Annotated in this window: 26 protein-coding genes, 1 tRNA gene and 1 other RNA gene; 11 read left to right on the top strand and 17 right to left on the bottom strand. The window is 46.4% G+C overall.

The genetic code is table 11. The features are described from left to right. Positions 1-1,017: an amino acid ABC transporter substrate-binding protein gene (locus ACM5Q9_RS10945; protein WP_418144775.1), complete on the bottom strand. Its 1,017-nt coding sequence runs from the start codon at positions 1,015-1,017 to the stop codon at positions 1-3. A gap of 221 nt (positions 1,018-1,238) precedes the next feature. On the opposite strand from ACM5Q9_RS10945, the gene ACM5Q9_RS10950 reads away from it, so the two are divergent. Further along, positions 1,239-1,961 carry a glutathione S-transferase family protein gene (locus ACM5Q9_RS10950; protein ID WP_418144776.1) on the top strand — a complete coding sequence of 241 codons (723 nt, stop codon included), beginning with the start codon at positions 1,239-1,241 and terminating at the stop codon, positions 1,959-1,961. A gap of 123 nt (positions 1,962-2,084) precedes the next feature. Here ACM5Q9_RS10950 and ACM5Q9_RS10955 read toward each other — a convergent pair whose 3' ends face one another. After that, positions 2,085-2,570 carry a DUF411 domain-containing protein gene (locus ACM5Q9_RS10955; protein ID WP_418144777.1) on the bottom strand — a complete coding sequence of 162 codons (486 nt, stop codon included), beginning with the start codon at positions 2,568-2,570 and terminating at the stop codon, positions 2,085-2,087. 220 nt (positions 2,571-2,790) lie between these two features. Here ACM5Q9_RS10955 and ACM5Q9_RS10960 point away from each other — a divergent pair, with 220 nt between their 5' ends. Beyond that, entirely contained in the window at positions 2,791-4,302 is a 1,512-nt protein-coding gene (locus ACM5Q9_RS10960) for an acetyl-CoA hydrolase/transferase family protein (protein ID WP_418144778.1), read from the top strand. A gap of 239 nt (positions 4,303-4,541) precedes the next feature. Next, complete coding sequence (locus ACM5Q9_RS10965; RefSeq protein ID WP_418144779.1) at positions 4,542-5,057, top strand: copper chaperone PCu(A)C; 516 nt, start codon at positions 4,542-4,544, stop codon at positions 5,055-5,057. 56 nt (positions 5,058-5,113) lie between these two features. Here the strand turns inward: ACM5Q9_RS10965 and ACM5Q9_RS10970 are convergent, their stop codons facing one another. From ACM5Q9_RS10970 to ACM5Q9_RS11010, 9 genes are all read right to left on the bottom strand, one after another. Continuing rightward, on the bottom strand, positions 5,114-5,959 hold the full coding sequence (locus ACM5Q9_RS10970) for an alpha/beta fold hydrolase (RefSeq protein WP_418144780.1): 846 nt from the start codon (positions 5,957-5,959) through the stop codon (positions 5,114-5,116). A 56-nt stretch (positions 5,960-6,015) separates the two neighbouring features. Then, entirely contained in the window at positions 6,016-6,690 is a 675-nt protein-coding gene (gene ybgF / locus ACM5Q9_RS10975) for a tol-pal system protein YbgF (RefSeq protein WP_418144781.1), read from the bottom strand. Positions 6,691-6,767: 77 nt separating this feature from the next. Then, positions 6,768-7,250, bottom strand: a complete 483-nt coding sequence (gene pal, locus ACM5Q9_RS10980) for a peptidoglycan-associated lipoprotein Pal (protein ID WP_418144782.1) — start codon at positions 7,248-7,250, stop codon at positions 6,768-6,770. 26 nt (positions 7,251-7,276) lie between these two features. Next, complete coding sequence (gene tolB / locus ACM5Q9_RS10985) at positions 7,277-8,560, bottom strand: Tol-Pal system beta propeller repeat protein TolB (protein WP_418144783.1); 1,284 nt, start codon at positions 8,558-8,560, stop codon at positions 7,277-7,279. A gap of 41 nt (positions 8,561-8,601) precedes the next feature. Continuing rightward, a complete protein-coding gene (gene tolA / locus ACM5Q9_RS10990; protein WP_418144784.1) occupies positions 8,602-9,765 on the bottom strand; it encodes a cell envelope integrity protein TolA in 1,164 nt (387 codons plus the stop codon). 28 nt (positions 9,766-9,793) lie between these two features. After that, complete coding sequence (locus ACM5Q9_RS10995; protein WP_418144785.1) at positions 9,794-10,234, bottom strand: ExbD/TolR family protein; 441 nt, start codon at positions 10,232-10,234, stop codon at positions 9,794-9,796. 2 nt (positions 10,235-10,236) lie between these two features. Beyond that, complete coding sequence (tolQ, locus tag ACM5Q9_RS11000; protein WP_418144786.1) at positions 10,237-10,917, bottom strand: protein TolQ; 681 nt, start codon at positions 10,915-10,917, stop codon at positions 10,237-10,239. Positions 10,918-10,926: 9 nt separating this feature from the next. Then, positions 10,927-11,349 (bottom strand): tol-pal system-associated acyl-CoA thioesterase, encoded by a 423-nt coding sequence (gene ybgC, locus ACM5Q9_RS11005; protein ID WP_418144787.1) that lies wholly within the window; start codon positions 11,347-11,349, stop codon positions 10,927-10,929. 24 nt (positions 11,350-11,373) lie between these two features. Further along, a complete protein-coding gene (locus tag ACM5Q9_RS11010) occupies positions 11,374-13,116 on the bottom strand; it encodes a proline--tRNA ligase (protein ID WP_418144788.1) in 1,743 nt (580 codons plus the stop codon). Between the two features lie 62 nt (positions 13,117-13,178). On the opposite strand from ACM5Q9_RS11010, the gene ACM5Q9_RS11015 reads away from it, so the two are divergent. Together ACM5Q9_RS11015 and ACM5Q9_RS11020 are read left to right on the top strand one after the other, a co-directional pair. After that, positions 13,179-13,784, top strand: a complete 606-nt coding sequence (locus ACM5Q9_RS11015) for an RNA pyrophosphohydrolase (protein WP_418144789.1) — start codon at positions 13,179-13,181, stop codon at positions 13,782-13,784. Positions 13,785-13,999: 215 nt separating this feature from the next. Next, positions 14,000-14,086 (top strand) — tRNA-Leu (locus tag ACM5Q9_RS11020). A 107-nt stretch (positions 14,087-14,193) separates the two neighbouring features. Here ACM5Q9_RS11020 and ACM5Q9_RS11025 read toward each other — a convergent pair. Beyond that, positions 14,194-15,099: an NAD-dependent epimerase/dehydratase family protein gene (locus ACM5Q9_RS11025; RefSeq protein WP_418144790.1), complete on the bottom strand. Its 906-nt coding sequence runs from the start codon at positions 15,097-15,099 to the stop codon at positions 14,194-14,196. 234 nt (positions 15,100-15,333) lie between these two features. On the opposite strand from ACM5Q9_RS11025, the gene ACM5Q9_RS11030 reads away from it, so the two are divergent. Further along, the gene (locus ACM5Q9_RS11030; protein WP_418144791.1) at positions 15,334-15,594 is read left to right on the top strand and encodes a hypothetical protein; all 261 of its coding nucleotides are present in this window, start codon (positions 15,334-15,336) and stop codon (positions 15,592-15,594) included. A gap of 87 nt (positions 15,595-15,681) precedes the next feature. Here the strand turns inward: ACM5Q9_RS11030 and ACM5Q9_RS11035 are convergent, their stop codons facing one another. After that, positions 15,682-16,587 (bottom strand): NAD(P)-dependent oxidoreductase, encoded by a 906-nt coding sequence (locus ACM5Q9_RS11035; protein WP_418144792.1) that lies wholly within the window; start codon positions 16,585-16,587, stop codon positions 15,682-15,684. 170 nt (positions 16,588-16,757) lie between these two features. On the opposite strand from ACM5Q9_RS11035, the gene ACM5Q9_RS11040 reads away from it, so the two are divergent. The 3 genes from ACM5Q9_RS11040 (at position 16,758) to ssrS (ending at position 17,715) form a co-directional block, all read left to right on the top strand. Next, a complete protein-coding gene (locus ACM5Q9_RS11040; RefSeq protein WP_418144793.1) occupies positions 16,758-17,171 on the top strand; it encodes a hypothetical protein in 414 nt (137 codons plus the stop codon). Beyond that, a complete protein-coding gene (locus ACM5Q9_RS11045; protein ID WP_418144794.1) occupies positions 17,171-17,482 on the top strand; it encodes a cell division protein ZapA in 312 nt (103 codons plus the stop codon). The genes ACM5Q9_RS11040 and ACM5Q9_RS11045 overlap by 1 nt, the downstream gene beginning before the upstream one ends. Before the next feature lie 50 nt (positions 17,483-17,532). Then, positions 17,533-17,715: non-coding RNA, 6S RNA (gene ssrS, locus ACM5Q9_RS11050), on the top strand. A gap of 64 nt (positions 17,716-17,779) precedes the next feature. Here ssrS and lgt read toward each other — a convergent pair. Continuing rightward, entirely contained in the window at positions 17,780-18,565 is a 786-nt protein-coding gene (lgt, locus tag ACM5Q9_RS11055; RefSeq protein ID WP_418144795.1) for a prolipoprotein diacylglyceryl transferase, read from the bottom strand. A gap of 152 nt (positions 18,566-18,717) precedes the next feature. Here lgt and ACM5Q9_RS11060 point away from each other — a divergent pair, with 152 nt between their 5' ends. Further along, positions 18,718-19,062 carry a c-type cytochrome gene (locus tag ACM5Q9_RS11060; RefSeq protein WP_418144796.1) on the top strand — a complete coding sequence of 115 codons (345 nt, stop codon included), beginning with the start codon at positions 18,718-18,720 and terminating at the stop codon, positions 19,060-19,062. Between the two features lie 378 nt (positions 19,063-19,440). On the opposite strand, the gene ACM5Q9_RS11065 is transcribed toward ACM5Q9_RS11060, so the two are convergent. Beyond that, positions 19,441-21,045: a hypothetical protein gene (locus ACM5Q9_RS11065; RefSeq protein ID WP_418144797.1), complete on the bottom strand. Its 1,605-nt coding sequence runs from the start codon at positions 21,043-21,045 to the stop codon at positions 19,441-19,443. Positions 21,046-21,057: 12 nt separating this feature from the next. After that, positions 21,058-21,498 carry a plasmid mobilization protein gene (locus ACM5Q9_RS11070; RefSeq protein ID WP_418144798.1) on the bottom strand — a complete coding sequence of 147 codons (441 nt, stop codon included), beginning with the start codon at positions 21,496-21,498 and terminating at the stop codon, positions 21,058-21,060. Positions 21,499-22,012: 514 nt separating this feature from the next. On the opposite strand from ACM5Q9_RS11070, the gene ACM5Q9_RS11075 reads away from it, so the two are divergent. After that, the gene (locus tag ACM5Q9_RS11075; RefSeq protein WP_418144799.1) at positions 22,013-22,375 is read left to right on the top strand and encodes a hypothetical protein; all 363 of its coding nucleotides are present in this window, start codon (positions 22,013-22,015) and stop codon (positions 22,373-22,375) included. 458 nt (positions 22,376-22,833) lie between these two features. On the opposite strand, the gene ACM5Q9_RS11080 is transcribed toward ACM5Q9_RS11075, so the two are convergent. Next, positions 22,834-23,193 (bottom strand): hypothetical protein (locus ACM5Q9_RS11080; RefSeq protein ID WP_418144800.1); only part of this gene is annotated, 360 nt, incomplete at its 5' end.

Here is a 23,193-nt window from a genome sequence, read left to right on the forward strand (position 1 = left end):
TTACCTGACTGGCAATCCATATAGCAGGCCACCCTGGTTCCATTGGGCGTTCAGGCCGCGATTGATTTTCAGCGGGCTGTCCTGGCCAACGTTGCGCTCGAAGCTTTCACCATAGTTGCCAACTTGTTTAATGATGTTGTAAGCCCATTTTTCATCCAGGCCCAGGTTTTTGCCGGCACCCGGTGTTACGCCCAGCAAACGTTGTACATTGGGGTTGCTGCTTTTGAGTTCTTCATCAACGTTAGCCGAGGTCAGGCCAAGTTCTTCGGCATTGATCAGGGCATGCAGGGTCCATTTCACGATATTCAGCCACTGGTCATCCCCTTGGCGAACAAATGGGCCCAATGGTTCTTTGGAAATGATTTCTGGCAGCACCTGATAATCATCGGGGTTGCCCAATTTCGAAATGCGGATTGAGGCCAGGCCAGAGGCATCGGTGGTGAAAACATCGCAACGGCCAGCGGCAAACGCGTTTACGACCTCATTGAATTGGTCGAAGACAACAGGGGTGTATTTGATATTGTTAGCGCGGGCCCAGTCGGCCATCGTGTTTTCGTTGGAGGTGCCGGTTTGCATGCAAACCGTTGCGCCATCCAGTTCTTTGGCACTGTTGACGCCCAGTTTTTTGGATACCAAAAAGCCCTGGCCATCATAAAAATTGATGCCGGCACCCAAAATGCCCAGTGCGGTATCCCGCTGTTGGGTAACGGTGGTGTTGCGGGTCAAGACATCTATCTCGCCTGATTGCAGGGCGGTAAAACGCTGTTGTGAGTTCAGGGGGACTGCCTTGAATTTGCTGGCATCACCAAAAACAGCCGCAGCGATTGATTTGCAAAGGTCTACATCAAGCCCCTCCCATTCACCTTTGGCATTGGGGGCTGAAAATCCCGCAAATCCCGTTGTGGTGCCGCACAGAACCTCACCGCGTTGTTTTACCGTATCCAGGGTGGATGCCTGTGCCGTTTGGGCACCGGCAATCAGCGCGAAGGCGGCCAGTGTATATGTCAATGTCTTCATTTTGCAGGAACTCCTTTATTAATATTTGCAGGATCAGATGGTCAAACCATACCCGAGAACCAGCTGTTTTGAAACGAAATTTTTATTGCTTGGTTATTACCCGATTTTATAAGGTTATTGGATTTTGTCATCGTAATTGGGCTTGTCCATTGAATAAAACCATTTGTCGCAGGGGAATTGATGCATAAATGTGCTTCTGGTGTAAAAATGGACAGGTGTGCTTGCGTCATAAAAACATCATCAATACCGGAGGCCGTTTCATGTATACCTTGCATATTGCCAATAAAAATTACTCGTCATGGTCGTTGCGTCCGTGGATTCTGTTCAGGGAGCTGCATATTCCGTTTGCGGAATACAACCATCCTTTTAATGCCGACCGCGAAAAGCAGCAAAGCGAGTTTGCTGTTTTTTCACCCACTTGCCGTGTGCCTGTGCTGGAGGATGGTGGCAATACCATCTGGGATAGCCTGGCGATTATTGAATATGTGGCAGAGGAGTATCCGGCGGTTTGGCCCGAGGATAAAAAAGCCAGGGCCTGGGCCAGGTCTGTATGCGCTGAAATGCATGCCGGATTTCCCGCCTTGCGTAGTGAATGTGGTATGAATTGCAGCTTGCGCATAGATTTGCATGCGCGTAGCGAGGCTTTGCAGGCCGAGCTGGTGCGCTTAGATCGACTGCTGAGCGAAGGCCTTTCGCGGTTTGGTGGCCCATTCCTGGCAGGCAGCCGTTTTACGGCTGCAGATGCATTTTTTGCACCAGTGGTTTTCAGGATCAGGACTTATGATTTGCAACTGTCAGAGTTGTCTTCCGAATATGTCCAACAGATGCTGGAACTCAGGGGGATGCGGGCCTGGTATGAAGCCGCCTTGCAGGAAACTGCCCGCTTGCCTTTGTATGAAGACAAATCCGGCGTGGGGAACATTGTTCAGGATTATCGAAACTAGGTTTTTGCAAGCGGCTTGATGCTTGGTTGCAAAGCGTTCGTTCAACCTAAGTGGAGCCGCTTTCTTGTTGATGCATGCTTGTCATTTCAAGGTAAGCATATCAATGCAGATTACCTTAAATGTTTAGTTGTCGTGCAAGGGAGTTGCCTGACCGTTTTTATGGAGTATGTATGTTCTTTTTACCTTAGGTGTGTCCGTATTTGTTTTTGTCTTGGGTTTGGATGGAGAGGCGTTTTTGGTTGGGTTGATCAGTCCGATAATATCAGGCTGGGCCATTAGCATGTCTATGATATCAGCAACGGGAACCGGTCCTTCCAAGGCATAAGGGCCTGCCTGTGCTGTTTGGCATGAGGCCATTTCATCGGGTATGCCAAGTTGCCTGCGATAGGCGGTTGTGTCAGGAACCGTATTGATATTTAGCTCAAAGCCCACGCTTTGCATCTCATTTGCCCAGTGCTTGCAGCAGTTACAACCCTCGGTTTGCCAGATTGTAATTGGGGGGAGTGATCGGGCAGGTGATACAATGGGTGCCAACAAGGCCATGGCAAGAATGATTTTAGCCAGATTTTGCCGTAACAACAGGATGCGCAAAGGTGTTTTTAGGTTCATCTTGTTCCTCACAGGTAACGGTTTGCTTTCTTGAAGGCCGCAATGGTATGTGATCTCTGGACTTTTTGTTGATTTGTGTCAAATAACGCTAACATAATAGGGTCATTTGATGTCGATTGTAAACATCAGTTTGTATTACAGATTGTAAAATAAAGTGTGCATTGTTTTATGCATTATTTTCAAGCGTGCGCAGTATTGCGTTTTTTTTATAAGTAAAATTATGTCAATTAATTCAAGAATAAAATGTGCTGCATTGCAAAGCCGTGTGATGAGTGCGGATGAGGCAGCTAAATTAATTCCGTCCGGCGTCAATGTAGGGATGAGTGGTTTCACCGGTGCCGGCTATCCCAAGGCCATTCCGGTGGCGTTGGCCAAGCATATCAAATCGGTTCATGATCAGGGTAAGCCGTTTCGTATCAGTGTCTGGACAGGCGCTTCAACTGCCCCGGAACTTGACGGTGTCCTGGCCGAGGTGGATGGCATTGAAATGCGCCTGCCGTATCAGTCCGATCCGGTCTGTCGCCAGAAAATCAACTCAGGCAAAATGAACTACATGGATATTCACCTGTCGCATGTGGCCCAGTTTGCCTGGTTTGGTTTTTTTGGGAAATTGGATGTGGCAGTTATTGAAGTTGCCGGTATCCTGGAGGATGGCCGTTTGATTCCTGCAGCTTCTGTGGGCAACAATAAAACCTGGATTGACCAGGCAGACAAGGTCATTATTGAAGTCAATCATCGCCTGAGCGAAAAGCTGGAGGGCATGCACGATATTTACTACGGTACGGCCTTGCCACCCAACCGCAAGCCCATCATGATGACCGAGCCCGACCAACGTATTGGCGAGCCCTATCTGCGTTGTCCGCTAGACAAGATCATTGCAGTGGTTGAAACCAACGAAATAGACCGGGTCAACAAATTTACCGAGCCCGATGAAACTTCAAAACGTATTGCCCAGCATATTCTGGATTTCTTCAGGAAGGAAGTGGCTGAGGGCCGTTTGCCTAAAAACCTGCTGCCCTTGCAATCGGGGGTAGGTAATATCGCCAATGCGGTAATGTCTGGCCTTAACGAAGGTGAGTTTGAAAACCTGAAGTCATACACCGAAGTGATTCAGGATGGCATGCTGGACATGATCAAATCCGGCAAACTGACCAGTGCGTCTGCAACATCCCTGTCATTAAGTCCCGACGGGCTCAAGGAGCTGAACGATAATATTGATTTTTACCGTGAACGCATTATTTTGCGTACCCAGGAAATCAGCAATCACCCTGAAATCGTTCGCCGTCTTGGCATTATCGCCATTAACGGCATGATTGAAGCCGATATTTATGGTAATGTGAATTCGACGCATATCATGGGCAGCAGCATCATGAACGGCATTGGCGGTTCCGGAGACTTTGCACGCAATGGTTACATGTCATTCTTTGTGACGCCTTCTACCGCTAAAGACGGTGCCATTTCCGCCATTGTGCCCATGGTTTCCCACGTTGACCATACCGAGCATGACGTACAGATTATCGTTACTGAGCAGGGACTTGCTGATTTGCGGGGCCTGTCTCCTCGCCAGCGTGCGATTCGCATCATAGAAAACTGCGCACACCCGGATTACAAGGCAGCTTTGCTGGATTATTTTGATCGCGCCAATAACTCCGGGCGCCCGGTGCATACGCCACATATCCTGCCAGAGGCCTTAAGCTGGCACGATCGCTATGAAAAAACCGGTCATATGTAAGTTGGGGTTGTTGCTTAAGCCTGCTTGCCAGGCTTAAGGTTCAAGCATGAAAAAGACATGGTTCCATTTAACGGGCCATGTCTTTTTTTATTGTTCCTGGTAGAAAACGGTTTGCCCCGATTCGAGTGGTAACGCAGATCAATTACATTTGAATTCAGGCGTGCTAGTATGCTTGCAACAGGATAATGCGTGTTATTTCTTTTTAGGTCCTGGGCCAATTGATTTGATGAAGGCGGATTATGAAAAAATCATTGATTGTAGTGTCTTTGGGTTTGTCGGCTGTGCTGATGTCGGGAGCATACGCTCAGCATGGTCATGGCCATGCTCACGGTCATGCCGTGAGCACCCAGGTAAGCAGTGAAAAGGGTACCCGTAATGTCGCCATCGACCAATGCTGGATACGACTGATGCCATCAGGTACGCCTTCTGGTGGTTTTTTTAATCTCAAGAACAATGATGCATCGCAAATAGCAGTGCTCAAGGCGATTGAAACGGATGCTTTTGAGGAAGTCATGCTACACCGTTCGTATACGCGGGATGGTCAGTCGGGGATGGAAATGGTGCCAGAGGTTATCGTCAAGGCGGGAGAAACTTTGCATTTCGAGCCAGGCGGTTTTCATGCCATGCTTGAAAAGCCGGTTTCAGGTTTGAAGGCAGGCGATAAAATACAAGCCGTTTTTATTCTGGGGACCGGCGACAAGCTCCCGGTTACTTGTGAACTGAAACCGATCAATGCCAGGTCATTTGACAGTTAAGTATTGGTTTTATCTGTACTTATGGGGGCAAATGAATGGGTGGCAACCTTTAGGGCTTAGCATTCAAAATTGTTTAAATGATCAATAATGATCTGGTTGAATTCATGGGGGAGCGCCAGGTTCATGCCGTGGGAGGCCGGTGACATGATATGGCTGCGGGCTTGGGGAAGAATGCCTTCAAGGCGCGCAATGATATCGGGAAACGGCTGCGGACTGTCTGATCCACCCAATAAGGTAACGGGCAGGGTCAGGCCTGAAAAAAGCGTTTCATCAAAATAAAAAGCGGGTTCGCTTTGCTGCAACACCAGTGTTTGGGCATTGTCCCGCACCATTTGCCTGAACCATCTGACCATGCGTTTCCAGGTGTTTGCACCGCTGACGGCATCAATAAACAGGGCCAGGCCTTCGTCGATGTTACCTCCCTGTATGGCCAACAGCGCTTCATGCTTGAAGTTGGCCTGGCTTTCTTGCTGACGGGTTCGGATACCGGGGTCGGCCAGGATAAGTGAACGGACTTTATTGCCATGTTCGAGCGCCATTTGCAGTGCAATTGAACCACCTCTGGAGTGTCCCAGCACATGGGCGGACTCTATATTCAAGGCATTTAGCAAATGCAGCATGTCGTGGGCATGCTGGTAAACCGAAAACCCGGTTTGCCAGTTTTCCAGGGGCCAATAGTGCGGCAGGCTGGGGACAATTACCCGGAAATGTTTGGCAAGCGCTGGTAATTGGCTGTGCCAGTAGCGCAAGTCACATAACGAGCCATGAATTAACAATAGCGGTTGGCCTGTGCCCTCATCCTGATAGTGAAAACAGCCGTTTTCGGTCTGGAGTGTTTTTATGGGGAAAGACGGGGTCATGGCAGTGCGCGTAAAAGTTGGGTATAAAAGTAAAGGCATCATGATCACACTGGGTAGCGTGTGATGGAATGATGCCTGTATTTCTTAAAGCAAAAAAATTACCTGAACAGTTCCAGTCGTTGTTTGGCCGTATCGGCAGCTGGCGTATCGGGGTATTGATTAATAATGCTTTGCAGTGTGTTTTTGGCGCCGGCGATGTTATTTAGCTCAACCTGGCTGCCGGCAATAACCAATAAGGCATCTCCGGCCTTTGGGTCAGACGGATAAGCTGCAACCATGGATTGCAGTCTTTGGATCGCGCCCTTGAAATCTTTGCTGGCGTAAAGGCTGCTGCCTTCGTAAAATCGGGCGCTTGGCGTTAATGGGCTATTTGGATAGGCAGCGGCAAAATTACCCAGCGCTGCGCTGGATTGAGCGTAGTTTCCCTGCCTGAACAGGTCCAGGGCTTCATCGTAGGTTCTCTGTTCGTTAGGGTCACCCACTTGAGGGGTAGGGTCATAGCCGGCTTCCGAGCGAGCAGATTGGCGGGAAAGCATGTCTGCGCTGCTGAGTCTTTCTATTTCTCCGCGCAGTTGGCTAACCTGGGTTTGAAGACTTTGGATTTGGTTGGAAAGTTCAAGCCTTGCCTGTGCGCTTTGTCTTAGCTGGGCACGCAGATCAAGAATGGCACGACGGGCATCTTCATCTTCAAATGCATATGCATTGGTGTTCAAGATGCTACAAAAAAGAGCGGTAGCAAGCAGTAAAGGTGTGTGTTTGTTCTTAATGATCATGTTTACTCCAGTAAAACAGCAACGCCGCACAGCCATACCGTGCGGCGCGTAGCAATGCAAATTACCTGAATGTGAGATTAACGGAGGTAGTTAATGTCTGCACGACGGTTTTCTGCATAGGCTTCTTCGGTGTTGCCTGTTGCTTTAGGACGCTCTTTACCAAAGCTGACCGCTTCGATCTGGTTACCGTTTACACCTTGTTGTACCAGTTGATTGCCAACAGCAACCGAACGACGCTGACCCAGGGCCAAGTTATATTCGGCACTGCCACGTGCATCGGTATTGCCTTCAATACGAACGCGCTGTTGTGCGTTGGCTGCTAAATACTGAGCGTGCATTTGAATTAAAGGTTGGTATTGCGGTTCTACAGCGTAGCTGTCAAACGCGAAATAAACAGAGCGCTGTTGAGCTAACGGGCTGTTAGGGTTGAATGGATCCATTGTTGCGCCTGATGCAGAATCGCCTGCACCTGCACTGCCGTCCAATGGCGTTGAGCTACATGCTGCCAGTGAAGCTGCGATGGCTGCGATTGCCAAAGTTTTCGCGATGCGAGAACTCATAGTATTTCCTTTATAAATATACACAATTAATCAGTAAACGGGCCCCAAGCAGCGCTTGATACGTTTCCGACTGATGGGATACTTGCTTGGAAAGAGCCGTCAGTGTTAACAATGCTTAAGCCTCCGCTTGAAACATAAAGTATTTGCATCCCGTTTGGTGCAAAACTTGGAGAAAGATCATTTGGGCCGGAAGTCAGGAGTTTATCCGAACCACTTCCAAGGCTTTGGATGGCGATGGAGTATGAGCCTCCTCTAAGACTAGAATATACCAGTTTTGTGCCCTCAGGTGAAATTTTTCCAGAGACGTTTTGAGAGCCGTTGAAGGTAATTCGACTGGCGCCACCACCCCCAAGACCTGTACGGTAAATTTGTGCGCTGCCTCCACGGTCACTGGTAAAGATGATGCCACTGCCATTCGGGAAATAAAACGGCTCGGTGTCGATTTCAGCAGAATCGGTGATTTTACGGGCATTGGAGCCACCTGAGGCACTGATTTGGTAGATGTTTGAAAGCGCATTCATGCTTAGTGCCACGGCAAGATGGCTGCCATCGGGAGACCATGCCGGGGCACTGTTATTGCCTTTGAAATTGGCCACGACCTGGCGTGAACCGGTAGCCAGGTTTTGCACATAAACAACGGGTTTGCCGGTTTCAAAGCTTACATAAGCCAACCTTGAACCATCGGGAGACCAGGCGGGAGAAATGATGGAGCTCGGTGAGTTGACGACGACTTTTCTGTTTTCACCGTCAGCATCGGCGACTACCAATTGATTGCCGGTTGCATAGGCGAGTCTTGTTGCAAAAATACCACGAACACCCGTCATTTTTTCATAGATCGCATCGGCAATTTTATGCGCCAGGCGACGCATTTGGGGTTCTGTAATATTTTTGGCGTCCAAGGGTGCTTTCAAAGTGGTGTCTGTCAGCTGGAAATTGGCTGTTGCGCCATTGATCGAGCCATAGGCAACCGTTGTTGCGCCCAGAGTTGCAATGGCTTCCCAGTTGGGTGTCCCGTTTGAGTCAATGGTAAGGGCCTGGGTACGGGTAACTTCGAATTGACCTGAGCGGATCAGGTCGGCACTGATGATGTCAGCAATTTCTTTGCCATTGGGTCCGGCAAAGTCGGCAATGACGACAGGAAACTTATTGGCATTACCTGAACCTTGCAGGGCAACCTGAACCTGGGCTTGGGCAAAATTGCCCAGTTGCAGGAAAAATACAAAAGCGAGGAATAGAAAAAAACGGTGCATGAATGCGAGCCGGCCTTGGCCGGTATTGCGCATATTGCGATTATCAAGGGTTGCAGTCATAGCACATCTCCTTAGTCAGACAAAATAGGGGTAAGGGTTAGTTATCGTGGTGAATAGGTATAAGGACCAGTTACAAATGTATTTCCTGAGGGTGGCTTGGGAAACGGATTGCAGGCCATCAGGGCTTTTTGTACAGCAGCATCAAACGCCGGATTGCCAGAGCGTCTCGTTATTTTGGCTGATTTTGGCTGGAATGATGCATCAAAATCAACACGATAGGTTAACTCTAACCTGGTATTGCCGTTAAAGCGCAGTCGGGGCTGCACACATTGCTGGACTTGCCTGGCGTAGGCGGAATTGCCGCCACCACCGCCAATCTGGTTTCGGTTGCTTGCGCCACCCTTGATGCCTGCAGCACTGGCAATGTCACCACGCATGGCGGCACGCAGGGCTTCACCTTGTGATTCCGCCTTCAGTTTGGCTTGTGCCGCTTTTTTTGCATCGGCTTTTGCCTTGGCAAGGGCTTTTTCCTTTTCCTGTTTGGCTTTGGCCTCGGCCAGGGCCTTGGCTTTTTTCTCGGCCTCTTCCTTGGCTTTGGCTTCAGCTACGGCCTTGGCTTTTTTCTCAGCCTCTTTCTTGGCCTTGGCCTCGGCCAGGGCTTTTGCCTGTGCTTCTTCCTTGGCCTTGGCTTCTGCCAGCGCCTTTGCCTTGCGTTCTGCCTCTTGTTTGGCTGCCTTTGCTTCGGCCAGCGCTTTCACGCGTTCCGCTTCAAGGGCGCGTGTTTCAGCTAGCGCTTTCTCGCGTGCCTCTTTGGCAGCCTTGGCATCGGCCAGTGCTTTTTGTCGTTGTTCTTCCTGTGCTTGCTGGCGTTTTTTCTCTATGGCAATTTCAGGGTCTTCTTGTTGCTGGGCGTTGGCGGCTGACTGTTGTGGTGCAGGCGGGGGTTCAGGCGCTGCCGCCGCTTCGGGTTCGTCCTGGGGTTCCTGGGTTTCAGGTTCTTCAGCGGGGGGTTCAGCATTCTCGTCGGTCGCGGTGTCTTCTTCTGCCGGGTCGGGGGATTGGGTTTGTGCCGGTGCCTTGAGTACCTGTTCTGTGCCTTCTGTCCATAATTCCAGCTGAATGGGGCCGGTAGGGGCCTCGGGGGAAGCCAGCAGACTGATAATGAGCGCGATCACTAACAGGCTATGAAGCGCCAGGGCACCGATGAGTCCTTTTCGATCATCGGCTTGCTCATAGAACTCGTTAGGATTTTCAGTGTGTTTCATGAAAAATGGTCGTGTTATTCTGGCAATCTTAGTTTGAGGAGCTTTCGCCGTTTTGGTTCACCAACAGACCAAGGCGGGTCAGGCCATTGCTACGCAGGGTATCCATGACCTTGACGACCTCTTCATACGGAACTTTTCCGTCTGCGGCAATAATGACGGGTGTTTCAGCTTGAGCCAATGCCTGTACCTCGGAAAGCAAGTTGTCTTTCTCAATTTTTTGGAAGGTATTGCCGGCTTCGCGCAGGCGAATTGAAACATCACCGTTTTCGGCAAGTTCGATTTCAACCGGTGTTGACGGAACGGTTGCTGCCTGCCCAACCGAGGGCAGGTTGATCAGGCCTGGTGTGATCATGGGGGCGGTTACCATGAAGATAACCAGCAATACCAGCATGACGTCGATATACGGCACCACGTTCATTTCATTTTTCATTCGACGGCCGCGTCGATTGCTACTTCTTCTGGATGACATGATTAGCGTACCTGACGTTGCAAAATATTCAGAAACTCATCAATGAAGCTGTCAAAACGGCTGGCGAGTTTGTCGATGTCATTTGAAAAATAGTTATAGGCAATAACCGCAGGAATAGCGGCAAACAGACCAATGGCCGTGGCGATCAATGCTTCGGCAATACCAGGGGCAACAGCGGACAGGGTGGCTTGCTGGGCAGTTGAAAGGCCAATGAAAGAGTGCATGATGCCCCAAACCGTACCTAACAGGCCAATGTAAGGGCTGACCGAGCCGGCAGATGCCAGGAAATTCAGGCGGGAATCAAGCAGGTCCAGCTCACGTTGGTAGGTCGCTCGCATGGCGCGGTTGGGGCCGTCCATCAGGGCATTGATATCGGTGTTGCCAGTGCGGCGTGCTTTCATGAATTCGCTCATGCCTGCTTCGAAGATGCGGGCCAGTGCGCCATGTTCTTCGGTGTTGCGAGTGATGGACTGGTGTAAAGAAGACAGGTCTCCCCCTTTCCAGAAGGCATTTTCAAACTCGCGGGTTTGTGTCTGCGTACGCTTAAGGGCGAGCCTTTTGCTTATGATGACAGTCCAGGAGAGTACCGAAATGGACAGCAGGATAAGCATAACGATTTGTACTGGAACGCTCGCATTGACTATCAGCGAGAAAATTGACATCTCATCTTGAACGGGTTGCATAATAAAGTATTAGTCCTGCACGGAAATTAATAAGGTTCTGACTGCTGGAGGTATGGCCGCTGGCCGGAAAGTTTGATTGTTGACGCAACATACTTTAATGGTGCTTTCAACAAGCAATTGGGAGTCCCGCTCGGCTCGTTGCTCGAAGGTGGCAGAGGCATCACCGACTTGGGTGATCTTGCTTTTGATAAGAATCATATCGTCAAGCCGGGCGGGTTTTTTGTAGTTCAGTTGGGTATTGACAACCACAAAAATGCGGTTCTCGCTGCTGGCCAGCGCTGACTGGTTAACACCAAGCTGGCGTAGCCATTCGGTGCGGGCCCGCTCGAAGAATTTTAAATAATTGGCGTAAAAAACAACACCGCCCGCATCCGTGTCTTCGTAGTAGACCCGGATGGGGAGTGTAAATTGCTTGTCTTGTGTGTCAGACATTTAAAGCCCTGATAAATCAGTGAATTATAGCGTATTTTTAAGGTTTTTATGCAAGGACAAAACGTAAGTGTTTACGTCTGCAACTGGAACCTTGACCGCTTCCGCTTTGCTGCGTTCCTGGACTTCGACAATGCCATCCTTGAGCCCACGATCGCCAATGGTTACCCTGATTGGTACGCCAATCAGTTCCCACTCCGAAAACATGACGCCTGGACGCACATCGCGATCGTCAAGTATAACGTCTATATTGTTTTGTTTCAGTGTTTCGTAAAGTGCTGTGGCTTCCTTGCGAATTGTTTCGCTTTTACCCCAGCCCACGGGACAGATGACAACCTCAAAGGGAGCCATGGCAATCGGCCAGATAATACCCTTGTCATCGTGGTTTTGCTCTATGGCGGCGGCTGTAATGCGGCTTATGCCAATGCCATAGCAGCCCATTTGCAAGGTTTCAGGCTTGCCGTTTTCGTTCAGGAAGGTTGCTTTCAGTTCGGACGAGTATTTGTCACCCAGGAAAAATACATGGCCAACTTCGATGCCTCGCTGGATTGCCAGGGTGCCGGGTTCGCCAATCGCAGGGTCTCCTGCAACGACATTACGCAAGTCGGCCACTTCGGGTTCGGGCAAGTCACGGCCCCAGTTGATGCCAGTAATGTGAAAGGGGGCTTTATTGGCGCCGCAAATAAAATCTGACATATTGGCAACTGTCGTGTCAACAATGATATTGACAGGTTTGACAGTGTTGAGCGGGCCAAGATAGCCGGGTTCAGAGCCAAAGTATTCAAGAATTTCTTCTTCGGTAGCCAGGCGGAAACCCTCTTTAAAGGCTGGCAGCTTGCCTACTTTGATTTCATTGACCTCGTGGTCGCCACGGACCATCAGCAGCCATACCTTGGCAGGCCCCTCTTCGGGCGTGGTTACAAAGACCACCGATTTAACGGTTTTCTCCAGGCTAACGCCCAGTTGCTGGGCAACCAGTTCGCATTTGTTGGCATTCGGGGTTTCAACCTCTTGTAGCGGCTGGGTTGGCTCGGCACGCTTTGCAAGCAGGCAGGGCGCTTCAGCCAGCTCAATATTGGCTGCATAATCAGAGTCGGGGTTGTAAACAATCAGGTCTTCGCCGGTATCGGCAATTACCTGGAATTCATGGCTGCGTGAGCCGCCTATGGAGCCGGTATCGGCGGCTACGGCCCTGAATGTCAGGCCAAGGCGCTTGAAGATGCGCATATAGGCGTTATACATGATGTCATAACTGGCCAGCGCACCTGCCTCATCGCGATCGAATGAGTAAGCGTCTTTCATGGTGAACTCTCTGCCGCGCATCAGGCCGAAGCGGGGGCGGCGTTCATCACGGAATTTGGTTTGGATATGATAAAAATTAACGGGCAGTTGCCGGTAACTTTGAATTTCGTTACGGGCAATATCCGTAATCACCTCTTCAGAGGTGGGCTGCAATACGAAGTCGCGCTGGTGGCGATCCTTGATGCGCAGCAGTTCGGGGCCGTATTCTTCCCAGCGGCCGGACTCAACCCATAATTCTGCCGGCTGTACAACGGGCATCAGCAGTTCGATGGCGCCGGCTTTGTTCATTTCTTCCCGAACAATAGCTTCTACTTTACGCATGATTTTCAGGCCTAATGGCATATAGGTATAAATGCCACCAGCGTGTTTTCTAATCATGCCTGCCCGGGTCATTAGTTGATGACTGGCAATTTCCGCTTCTGCGGGTGCTTCTTTTAAGGTATTTAAGTGAAATTTGGAGGCTAACATGGTTACAGACTCAATAGATACGTATAATCAACTAAATTGTATTTGAAAATGGGGGTGGCCGCATGCTAGATCGCGAAGGCTACCGTCCTAATGTTGGTATTATCCTTGTTAATCAGAAGAATGAGGTGTTCTGGGGTAAAAGAATTCGAGAGCATTCATGGCAGTTTCCGCAAGGTGGCATTAATCATGGTGAAAGCCCTGTGCAGGCCATGTTCCGTGAACTTCATGAAGAAGTTGGTCTGAAACCAGAGCATGTACGAATATTGGGACGAACACGTAATTGGTTACGGTACAACGTACCGGATAATTTTGTGCGACGAGAGTCGCGAGGATATTATAAGGGGCAAAAGCAAATTTGGTTTTTATTACGTTTGGTCGGTAAAGATTCTGATGTCAGTTTGCGGGCAACCAATCATCCGGAATTTGATGCCTGGCGCTGGAGCCGGTATTGGGTTCCCCTTGATGCGGTAATAGAATTCAAACGTGAAGTATATATGCAGGCACTCAATGAATTGTCGAAAATTATTTTTCGTCATCCGTCTGAAGCCCGCGTTTCAAGGCCTCGTCAGTTTTATGGGCGTAAGTCCCAGGGGGGGCGAGGTAGAAAAACAGATGCCGCCAATATCCAAAAAACGGAGCAGGCAAAAATCCCTTTGGGGGTCGAGTAGCTTGTCATTGGTTCATCAAAAAATGGCCGCTGCTGTTCAGATAGCATCGGCTATTTTTTTTTATGGTGGCAGGTGAAATTGTTGTTTTATGGCATGGAAAACAACATAAATAAAAAAAATACAAAAAAGTCAGTAATAAGGCTTGTTTTTTTTTATGATGAGATTATAATTTCATCTTCATCGCGAAACGCTCTAAAAGTTAAGCGCATGTAAGTGCCCAGGTGGCGGAATTGGTAGACGCACTAGGTTCAGGTCCTAGCGGGAGCAATCCTGTGGAAGTTCGAGTCTTCTCCTGGGCACCATTAATTGCTTTATAATAAAAAACAAAATAAGCAATTTCTGTAATACTTACCCTTATATCACTGCATAATTTCAAAATATAAAGTAGCTGTTTCCAGCTACCTGTTCTTCATGCGCTTTGCGTATTCCAGGCCTTTTCAACCAATTCGCTATAATGCACGGGTGAGTGTCCAATCAGGGTCTCAAAGTCGGCACAACTGTCTTCGTTATTGGTTGCCAGCATCGTCATGGTTTCGGTGCACCAAGGTACGCCCGGAACCAGATCCCCCAGGCGGGCACTCAGTTTGCTTAGGCTGTCAGGCAAAGGAAGGATTCTGGCCGGGTGCTGGCCACATTGCTGTCGCAGGCTGGCAATAAAATCACTCATAAGTACCGGTTCTGCACCGGTGCAGCTGATAATTCCCTGCTGGACAAAGGAAGGGCCCAGCAAAGCTGTCACGGCTTCTGCCAGATTAAGTACTGAAACCGGCTGCACCCGTGCGCGTAACACGGGTTTGGGCAAGATCAGAAAAGGAAGTTTGGCCAAATTCATGAATAGTGCGCTGCTGGCGCCACCTTTGCCAAAAACCACGCTGGGACGCATTATGGTGTAGCTTATTTTGCCAGCGTCTGCCAGTGTCATAAGGTGATGGTCTGCTGCGCGCTTGGTGCTGGCGTACAGTGTGTCACTGGTTTCAGTTCCCAGTGCTGAAATTTGTATGACTTTTTTGACATTGGCTTGCGCGCAGGCATTCCACAAGGCAATCGGGGTATGTTGATGTACGGCTTCAATAGGGCGTGCGCGCGATGTACGCAGCACGCCGACTGCATTGACGACAGCATCTATGTGTTCAAGTCGAGGCAGCCAGGCCTGAGGGGTGGTGTCTTGGGCATAGTCAACAACTACGCTGTTTGGCAGGGCATCTGCATGTTTTGGCGAGACACCGGCAATCACTTCATGGCCCGCCAGCTCCAGCGCCCGGGAAATGTTTCTGCCAATAAAACCTTTTGCACCACATACAAGCACTTTCATCATGGTTCTCCAGTTTGTTTGTAATTGATTATGCCTAAAATAATCATAAATATTATTGATTCAACGGTAAATATCTAATTATATTTCCATTAATGGAAATATATTTGCAACAATCGCTATTTTTCTATCATATTAGACGCTTCATAATGAACCCATCAAATCAACTTTCCCCGAGATTTAGAAAGTCGGAATGAAACTTGATTTTTATTGAATGTTATTAATATTTTGGAGTTTATGATGAAAAACATCGTTAAAGCTGTATTTATTGCAACCACTATCGCTGCAGGTGCAGCACATGCCGCAGACCTTAGCGACTCCGATTACCCGTTTGTACCTAATGCTGCCAGTATTGATGTTGGACAAAAAGTCGAGCAACGCATGACTAAAGAGTCTTCATCCCCAGCGGTTGTGGTCAACAGCACGAAAACCCGTGAAGCGGTAACACAGGAACTGGTTGAGTACAACCAGACCAACGGTGATGAGTTCATTTCTTATTAATCAAGCGGTTGCGGCTTGATTAAATGATAAAAACGGTCGTGTCATTTTTGGATGGCACGGCCGTTTTATTGAAAAAATCAATACCGGCTATGGTTTCAGGCGCGCAATAAGGCTGGAGGTATCCCAGCGCTTGCCGCCTTTTTGCTGGACTTCGGCATAAAACTGGTCTACCAGTGCGGTTACCGGTAGCAGTGCGCCATTACGGTTGGCTTCATCCAGCACCAGTCCCAGGTCTTTGCGCATCCAGTCAACGGCAAAGCCAAAATCAAATTTGTTTTCAATCATGGTTTTGCCCCGGTTATCCATTTGCCAGCTTTGGGCGGCGCCTTTGCCAATGACATCCAGTACGGCATGCATGTCAAGACCTGCCCGTTCTCCGAAGGCAATGGCTTCTGCAAGGCCCTGAACCAGGCCGGCAATGCAGATCTGGTTGACCATTTTGGCCAATTGGCCGGCGCCAGGCTCGCCCAAAAGGGTAATGGCACGTGAATAGGGTTTTGCAGCAGCCTGGATTTTGTTGAAAACTGACGGTTCGCCACCACACATTACGGTTAGTACGCCATTGACTGCGCCCGCTTGACCGCCAGAGACCGGGGCATCAATAAATTCAAGTTGTTTTTCTTTGGCCAGCCGGTACAGTTCGCGGGCTACATTGGCGGAAGCGGTAGTGTGATCAACAAAAACAGCACCCGGTTTCATGCCATTGAAAGCGCCATTTTCACCAAGGACAACGCTGCGCAGGTCATCATCATTACCTACGCAACAAAAAACAATATCTGCCTCTTTGCTTGCCTGGGCGGGGGTGGGGGCCCACGATCCGCCAAATTCAGCGGCCCAGCTTTCGGCTTTGGCAGTGGTGCGGTTGTATACGCATACCTTGTACCCGGCTTTGGCCAGGTGGCCAGCCATTGGAAAACCCATAACGCCCAAACCTATAAATGCCACATTGAGGGAAGGGCTTGTTTCGTAAGATTTTTCGGTAATTGATGGCATTGCAATCCTATTGATGTCAAAATGAAAAAAGGGTCTTGAAAGATTAATATACCTTAATATTAAAAAAACCGGTTTGTGGTTTTGATTACGGGGTAAAATCAAGATCACCTTATTTTTAATTCAGTGCGTTTACCTGTAAATGCGCCTTTTGTATTGAATACGATATCACTATGTTGCAAGACTTAGATCAAGTTGCTGCTCGTGTCGGGCAAGTGGTTCAATTATCACGCCGTTTAATGGCAGAGCGCGAGTCCATGTCAACGCGTTTGTCATTGGCTGAAAAAGCCCGTGATTCATTTCGCGATCAATTCCAGGCCCGTGAAGACGAGTTCAAGAGTATCATTCAGCGTCTGGATAATCATGAGCAGGAAGTCGGCGAAATCCGGGCCAAGGCGCAGCATGATAATGTCCAGTTAAAATCAGAGCTCGAAATCGCGCAACGGGAAATTGCCCTTTTACAGGCGGATTTGGCCAAGGCACAAAGTGAGTTGGCAGCTTTTCGCGAAGCGGCCCTAAAAGCACGCGACCGTGTAGAGCACGTGCTGGCCAATTTGCCCGGTAGTGTTGCTGAAGGAGCTAAATAATGGAACGGATTAACGTATCAATTTTGGGACGTGAGCTTTCCCTTGCTTGTGCTTCTGAAGAAAGGCAGAAGTTGGTCGAAGCCGTCAAGCATGCTGACCAACTCATGCTCAAGATCAAAGGGTCGGGTAATGCTTCGGTCAGCAATGAGCGCATAGCGATTATGGCGTGCATACAAATGGCCTCCGATCTTTTGTCTGTCAGGGCTGTTGATGGGCCATTTGCTGGTGTACAATACGGTGACTTCAAGAAAAAAATTGATGAACTCAATGCTTTGCTTGATGACGGAATTAATGAGTTAAAAAGCTTGTAAAAATCAGGCTGTAAAACAGGTTTTAGTGTATTATAAATTTACACGAAAGGTTGTCCCTGCGGTATTCGTGACTTGGCTTATCATCTCTTACCTATGCTTATGGCATCAGGTTATCGGATTATGAAGTAGGTGTGAGCGTCTCTTGTCAGACGAACCCGAAGCTTTATTGATGGTGACCAATCTTGAACTTTAGGGTTCGAGGTGCCGGCCTAGACGGTACATGCGGGGCATTTAATGTAAAAAGCGGATCTTGAAAAAGATCCGCTTTTTTGTTGACTGGGTACTTATGTTGGGTGCTTATGAATTAACTGGCTTTCTGGTGCTGTTTGCATACAGCCAGATGCCGGCCAAGATCATGGGAATCGACAGCCACTGCCCCATGCTAAAACCTAGCGCCAGTATGCCCAGATAACTGTCCGGTTCACGGGTGTACTCGGCGATGAAGCGGAATACGCCATAGCCCATCAGGAAAACCGCACTGACTTGCCCGACAGGCCTTTTCTTGCTTGAAAAAAACCACAGTATGATAAACAGCAGGATACCTTCAAGCAGCATTTGGTAAAGTTGTGAGGGGTGGCGCGGAATATTGCCGGCACCCGGAAAAATCATGGCCCAGGGAACATCGGCAGGACGTCCCCAGAGTTCGCCGTTGATGAAGTTGCCCAAGCGTCCGCAGGCCAGTCCGAGCGGTACCAACGGGGCAATGAAATCGGCGACTTCGAAAAAGGTTTTGCCTTCTTTGCGTCCGAACAGATACATGGCTAGCAAGACGCCAATAAGTCCCCCATGAAAAGACATGCCACCGTCCCAGACCGAGAAGATTTCCAGTGGATGTGACAGGTAGAAGGAAGGTTGGTAAAACAGGATGTAGCCAAGCCGGCCGCCGGCAATGACGCCCAATACACCGTAAAAAATCAGGTCCTCAAACCGTTGTTGGGTCAGGTCGATCATGCCTTTTTTAATGCGGTATCTGCCCAGTATCCATACTAGGGCAAAGGCAAGCAGGTACATCAGTCCGTACCAATGTACTTTTAATGGGCCAATTTCTATGGCAACAGGATTGATTTCAGGAAAGGGGATCATGTGTTCGGTTCTGTTGTGTGTGGGTGATAAATAATTGGTCCAGGTAATTTTCTGGATACAATAGTATTATCGCAGGTAAAGAAGTATAAAGTGTAGTCGCTAATATTCGGGAAGTTTCAGTGCGGAGTCATTGAATCGTTTAAATATTAATCATGCTTGGGTTGGATATGTTGCGTTCGGTTGGTAAATTGGGTTTGTTATTGATGCTTTGCATGGCACCGGCCGTTTATGCTTCCTCGCAAGAGGAAGCGGTAAAGCTGGCCCGGGACAAAGTATGTCTGGGGTGTCACCAAATTGACAAGCCAAGGGTGGGGCCGCATTTCAAGGCTATTGCCGAGCGCTATAAAGACGCCAGTGATGAGATTGTTACGTATTTGGCGCAGGCCATTCGCACAGGGGGGCGTGGCCGGTGGGGTGTCATTCCCATGCCTGCCCAACCTCAAATCAGCGAGGAAGATGCTTTGACGCTTGCACGCTGGATTCGTAGTTTGAAATGAACAAGAGGTTTTCATGAATAATGTTAGCAATGAAATTGCGGTGCTTGGCGGTGGCTGTTTTTGGTGTCTATAAGACTAGTTATGTAGTTTTATCGCAACAAAACAAAGCTAAGTCTTTGATCTATAAGGAGCCAATTTTATTGGCTCTTTTTTATTGGCTTTTCAATTGGTGAATTTTTTCACTGTGCATGTCCCCTTGGCTGGTGCCGGTCCCCAAGGACCTCACGAGTTAGAAGGACCCAGACGAGCTGGTCCATAGATAGACCCTCACCCTACGGGGAAAACGGCTCTATGACCGTTTAAATCGTTTCTATGGGTGGTTTTAAATGGGCCTGCTTTATTTCTGTGAATGATCCATTCATAGAAATGAAGTAGGAATCAAACTCTCAATTTCATAGAGCTATTGCTATTTTTAAACCTGTTGGCATTTTGGTTTATAAGCTCTGCTTCAATTGCTTGTTCTTGTTTCGCTTTTAAGGTAGCGATCTGCTGTTCTAGTTCAGCAATTTTTTGTTTAAGTTCAAAAATTTTCTTAATATCGGATTCTTTGTAAATGCTCAAACTGCCGATTTGTAATTCAAGACTTAATTTTGAAAATAAGACTTGATTGATCTGAACCGTCAACAATGAAGCATTTGAGTTTGTAGCTACTTGGCTAAAAGCAGATATTGAAGGTTTGGAGCTTTCCGACTTGGATTCTTTGTTGTCGCTGTTTTTAATTATTATAGGATCAGTAGGTTTGCTTTTAACCTGATCTTTATTATCCTGTTTGACCTGAGCTTCATCAGTTTTTAAAGAAACCTTTTCTTCTTTGATTCTTTTCTCTGTGTTAATTTTTACATAGTCAGGTTGTTCTTCTGCTGATTGTGGTTGTTTGGGTTGTTGCTTAACTTGACTATCATTAGAATTTTTATTCTTGATATTTTTTACAATCTTGGACTGCTTACTCTTGGGTAAATATTTTCTACCAGTGTTCTTCTTGATTTTTTTTACACCTGAACCTTTTAATTTTTCAGTAAAACCCTTCTGAATTTCTTTGTGCTTGTTCAACTTCTCAACTTTTGAAGTTCTTTCTTCATTTGATAACTGCTTCAATGAATCATTTTTCTCCATTGCTACATTGTTTTTGTACTCGGTTCTTAATTCATTAAAATCTACATTTTTCTTAAACATAGGACCATCAAGACGAATAGCTTTTTCTGATCCTTCTGGGATAAATGAAATATAGTTATATCTTGTTTTATCTTCTTCTTTGTCCAGAAATTTGACTTCACCATGTTGCTGTAAAGTTTCAATCAATTCTTCTCTTGAATTAATTTTATGGTCAAGAATTTGACTGGTTAGAAATTTTTGGATTTCATTCTTTTTTGGCTTAACAACCTCTTTAAATCTTTTGGCTGTTTCGCTTGGATTTTGTATGTCTTTCAATTCCATATCATTATGAGAAATTGAAAATGGATTTCTTATCACTCTATCAAATCCAAATTTGTCATTGAGGAGATCAACATAGCAATCCCTCATATCCTTGTTAAGCTCACCTGGTGGAAACGGATTGAATGCCTTCCCTGTGGTTAATTCCATTTTTAAGAAAGCACAATTTAATTCAATGTTTCCTTTGTCAGTGTGAATATTCCAGAAGTCGGCAAAATTTTCATCGTTCTTCATTCCAGGAAACCAAGTTTCACGAAAATCTTTAATAATTTCTTTCATTGCTGGGATTAATTTTTCTTGATCATAGGAACCATCTGAATTTTTAAATTCAGAGAATTCATTATCACGAAAAGAAATTGTTAAAGAAGTGTGTGTGTTTTCAATGCCTGATTCTCTGGCTAACTTTTCAAGTTTCTCAATGCGATCTCTATCCCCAAAAACTGGGATAGGCTTAAATTTTCTAATGGTGTTGGTGTGATCTTTATCAGACTCAAAATAATTTACAGCACTCATTATTGATTTAGAAGATTTGTTGAAACTCATTACAGCCATAAAAATACCTTCTTATTTTTTATGACTTTCAGTTTGTGATTCAATCAAATCTTTAATTGCCTTCATGTCGCCAATAAATAGATCAAGTTGATTGTTGAGAAAAACTTTGTCTTCTTTGGTGATAAATTTATTTGAATTGATCTTTCTGGCTAACTGGTTGGCATTGGTGCCGATTCGATTTAGCTCGGTCAAAAATGGTTGCTGTAAGATTTTGAAGTTAAATCGTTCACTCAAAAAATTATCAATTCTTTCTTCTGTCCCGTCAAAAATACAATGTCTGACATAAGAAGACATTGAATTGAAGCCTGCTTGATCATATTTATTTTCAATTAGTTCCTTCTCGTATGGGCTTAATTTAATATCTAAACTGTAAGTTCTTTTGTAAGTGTGATCGTCGTTAGTTCTACCTGACTTTATTTTTGGCTGAACCTTGTTCTTATTTTTATCTTCCATAATTTGCCTCCGATTTAATCTCTTCTTCTTTTTATTAATTCCTTAAAAGGGGACTGGGGGAACCCCAGAAAAGTCTAACTGAAAGGGAAAAATAATTGAAAATTATTTTAGCCCGTATCAGCTAGTAGCCTTGCTTGAATTAAATTTTTATCCTTGTTTTAATCATAGGGTTTTATTTTTGATTGTAAATAGCCGTTAAAAATGTCGATAGCTGATTTGAGAAGACAAAACAAAGAGGATTTAATTTAAAAAAAGTGGTTGATAATCCGATTGGATAAGATAGGCTTTTAGGGTGGTCTGATTTAATCCTCTTTGAGAGTCGAAGATAAAAAGCCCGTATGATTTAATCTGATTTGTCTTTATGTTGTTTGTCTTATTTAATCCGATTGATTTTTTAGATAATTTGAAAGGTGTCGAAGACACAAGACCAGTCCGATTAAATCCGATTCGATAGCCTCGACCTCTTGCCTACTTATTTTGAGTTGCTACCATAAGTTAATAACAAGGAGAATTTATGGAAAATTTAGAACAAGAAAAAATTAGCAAGGTTAAGAGTAAATTTGAAAAAGAGCACACAAAGATTTCAGTATTTTTGAGGTTTGACCAAATTGAATATTTGAACAAGGAACATGTAGAGCCCAATGGTTCAAATATGTCTTTGGTGGTAAGAAATGCTGTTGATACTTTTATTGAAAAAGAAAAGAAGCAGAAACTTACAATTTTAAAGAAGGTGCTTGGGGAAGAGGTTTATGAAAAATTACTTCAACTATCTAATAATTATGGAAAAGAGATTGAAGCTACTATGATTGACTTGGTTGAATTAAACTGTCAGCCAGAAGCGAAACAAGAAGAAATTATTGACGATCAATGGAAGTAAGTTTCCGAAGTTTGATCACGGTAGTGAATTGGACTGGCTCGCCCAGGTCCTTCTAAAACAAAAAAGCCACTCAATGAGTGGCTTTTGTATTTGGACTGTGAAAAATTTTCGTCGCAGGGAAATTATTTTAATTCTAGGTTGATAGTGTTTAATATATCTTCATTGATTGATATGTATTTAATGGAAGAATGATTGTATTTATCCTGCATCTGTCAAACATTCTTTATCAAACATACAAAAAGGGGTGGGAAGACATAGCATGAAGCCTTGTTAATCAAGCCCTCTTGGGGGTGGGGTGAGAATTTAAGGGGGTGGGGTGAGGGGGTGGGAAGACATAGCTTAAACCCTTGCTAATCAAGCCCTCTGTGGGTGGGGTAAAGGGGGAGGGTGAGCTTTTCTAGCCGTTGACTTGTTGTTGTTCTGTTTATATGCGGTCGTAAAAAATCCCCTTTCGGGGATTATTGTTTGAAACCAAAAATGTCTTCTATTTCTTCGGTTGTTGGATTGCTTGGGTGATCTTCTGGAACTTCTGCATTTTTCATTTTTTCAACAAGAATTTGAGAGTTATATTTCCTGAAAGTTTCAAGGAATACTGTTTTTCTATTCAAATTTCTATGAAAATTAAATTGCTGTGGGTTCATATGAACATAAAGCAACACCCCTTTAATATCGTTAAACACGGGTGCCTGTGGAACTTCTAACAACTGCAATACAAGAGGGGTTGTATTAAAAATTTTAATAAATTTCAATTCTTCAAGTTGTTTTAAATATCCTGATATATCGCTTTTATCTATTCCTAACTCTTTTGCTAGACCTGA

It is taken from the genome of Advenella sp. RU8 (assembly GCF_048381675.1).
In the GTDB taxonomy this organism is placed as follows: Bacteria; Pseudomonadota; Gammaproteobacteria; order Burkholderiales; family Burkholderiaceae_B; genus Advenella.

Bases quoted from the DNA above. Each gene is read 5' to 3' on its own strand.
- ACM5Q9_RS11065 (WP_418144797.1), bottom strand. From the start codon at position 21,045: ATGGCTGTAATGAGTTTCAACAAATCTTCTAAATCAATAATGAGTGCT.
- tolB (WP_418144783.1), bottom strand. From the start codon at position 8,560: ATGACTGCAACCCTTGATAATCGCAATATGCGCAATACCGGCCAAGGC.
- ACM5Q9_RS10960 (WP_418144778.1), top strand. From the start codon at position 2,791: ATGTCAATTAATTCAAGAATAAAATGTGCTGCATTGCAAAGCCGTGTG.
- ACM5Q9_RS11015 (WP_418144789.1), top strand. From the start codon at position 13,179: ATGCTAGATCGCGAAGGCTACCGTCCTAATGTTGGTATTATCCTTGTT.
- ybgC (WP_418144787.1), bottom strand. From the start codon at position 11,349: ATGTCTGACACACAAGACAAGCAATTTACACTCCCCATCCGGGTCTAC.
- ACM5Q9_RS11075 (WP_418144799.1), top strand. From the start codon at position 22,013: ATGGAAAATTTAGAACAAGAAAAAATTAGCAAGGTTAAGAGTAAATTT.
- ACM5Q9_RS11035 (WP_418144792.1), bottom strand. From the start codon at position 16,587: ATGCCATCAATTACCGAAAAATCTTACGAAACAAGCCCTTCCCTCAAT.
- ACM5Q9_RS11045 (WP_418144794.1), top strand. From the start codon at position 17,171: ATGGAACGGATTAACGTATCAATTTTGGGACGTGAGCTTTCCCTTGCT.
- ACM5Q9_RS11070 (WP_418144798.1), bottom strand. From the start codon at position 21,498: ATGGAAGATAAAAATAAGAACAAGGTTCAGCCAAAAATAAAGTCAGGT.
- ACM5Q9_RS11030 (WP_418144791.1), top strand. From the start codon at position 15,334: ATGAAAAACATCGTTAAAGCTGTATTTATTGCAACCACTATCGCTGCA.
- ybgF (WP_418144781.1), bottom strand. From the start codon at position 6,690: ATGATCATTAAGAACAAACACACACCTTTACTGCTTGCTACCGCTCTT.
- lgt (WP_418144795.1), bottom strand. From the start codon at position 18,565: ATGATCCCCTTTCCTGAAATCAATCCTGTTGCCATAGAAATTGGCCCA.
- tolQ (WP_418144786.1), bottom strand. From the start codon at position 10,917: ATGCAACCCGTTCAAGATGAGATGTCAATTTTCTCGCTGATAGTCAAT.
- pal (WP_418144782.1), bottom strand. From the start codon at position 7,250: ATGAGTTCTCGCATCGCGAAAACTTTGGCAATCGCAGCCATCGCAGCT.
- ACM5Q9_RS11010 (WP_418144788.1), bottom strand. From the start codon at position 13,116: ATGTTAGCCTCCAAATTTCACTTAAATACCTTAAAAGAAGCACCCGCA.
- tolA (WP_418144784.1), bottom strand. From the start codon at position 9,765: ATGAAACACACTGAAAATCCTAACGAGTTCTATGAGCAAGCCGATGAT.
- ACM5Q9_RS10970 (WP_418144780.1), bottom strand. From the start codon at position 5,959: ATGATGCCTTTACTTTTATACCCAACTTTTACGCGCACTGCCATGACC.
- ACM5Q9_RS10945 (WP_418144775.1), bottom strand. From the start codon at position 1,017: ATGAAGACATTGACATATACACTGGCCGCCTTCGCGCTGATTGCCGGT.
- ACM5Q9_RS11025 (WP_418144790.1), bottom strand. From the start codon at position 15,099: ATGATGAAAGTGCTTGTATGTGGTGCAAAAGGTTTTATTGGCAGAAAC.
- ACM5Q9_RS10965 (WP_418144779.1), top strand. From the start codon at position 4,542: ATGAAAAAATCATTGATTGTAGTGTCTTTGGGTTTGTCGGCTGTGCTG.
- ACM5Q9_RS10995 (WP_418144785.1), bottom strand. From the start codon at position 10,234: ATGTCATCCAGAAGAAGTAGCAATCGACGCGGCCGTCGAATGAAAAAT.
- ACM5Q9_RS10955 (WP_418144777.1), bottom strand. From the start codon at position 2,570: ATGAACCTAAAAACACCTTTGCGCATCCTGTTGTTACGGCAAAATCTG.
- ACM5Q9_RS11060 (WP_418144796.1), top strand. From the start codon at position 18,718: ATGCTTGGGTTGGATATGTTGCGTTCGGTTGGTAAATTGGGTTTGTTA.
- ACM5Q9_RS11040 (WP_418144793.1), top strand. From the start codon at position 16,758: ATGTTGCAAGACTTAGATCAAGTTGCTGCTCGTGTCGGGCAAGTGGTT.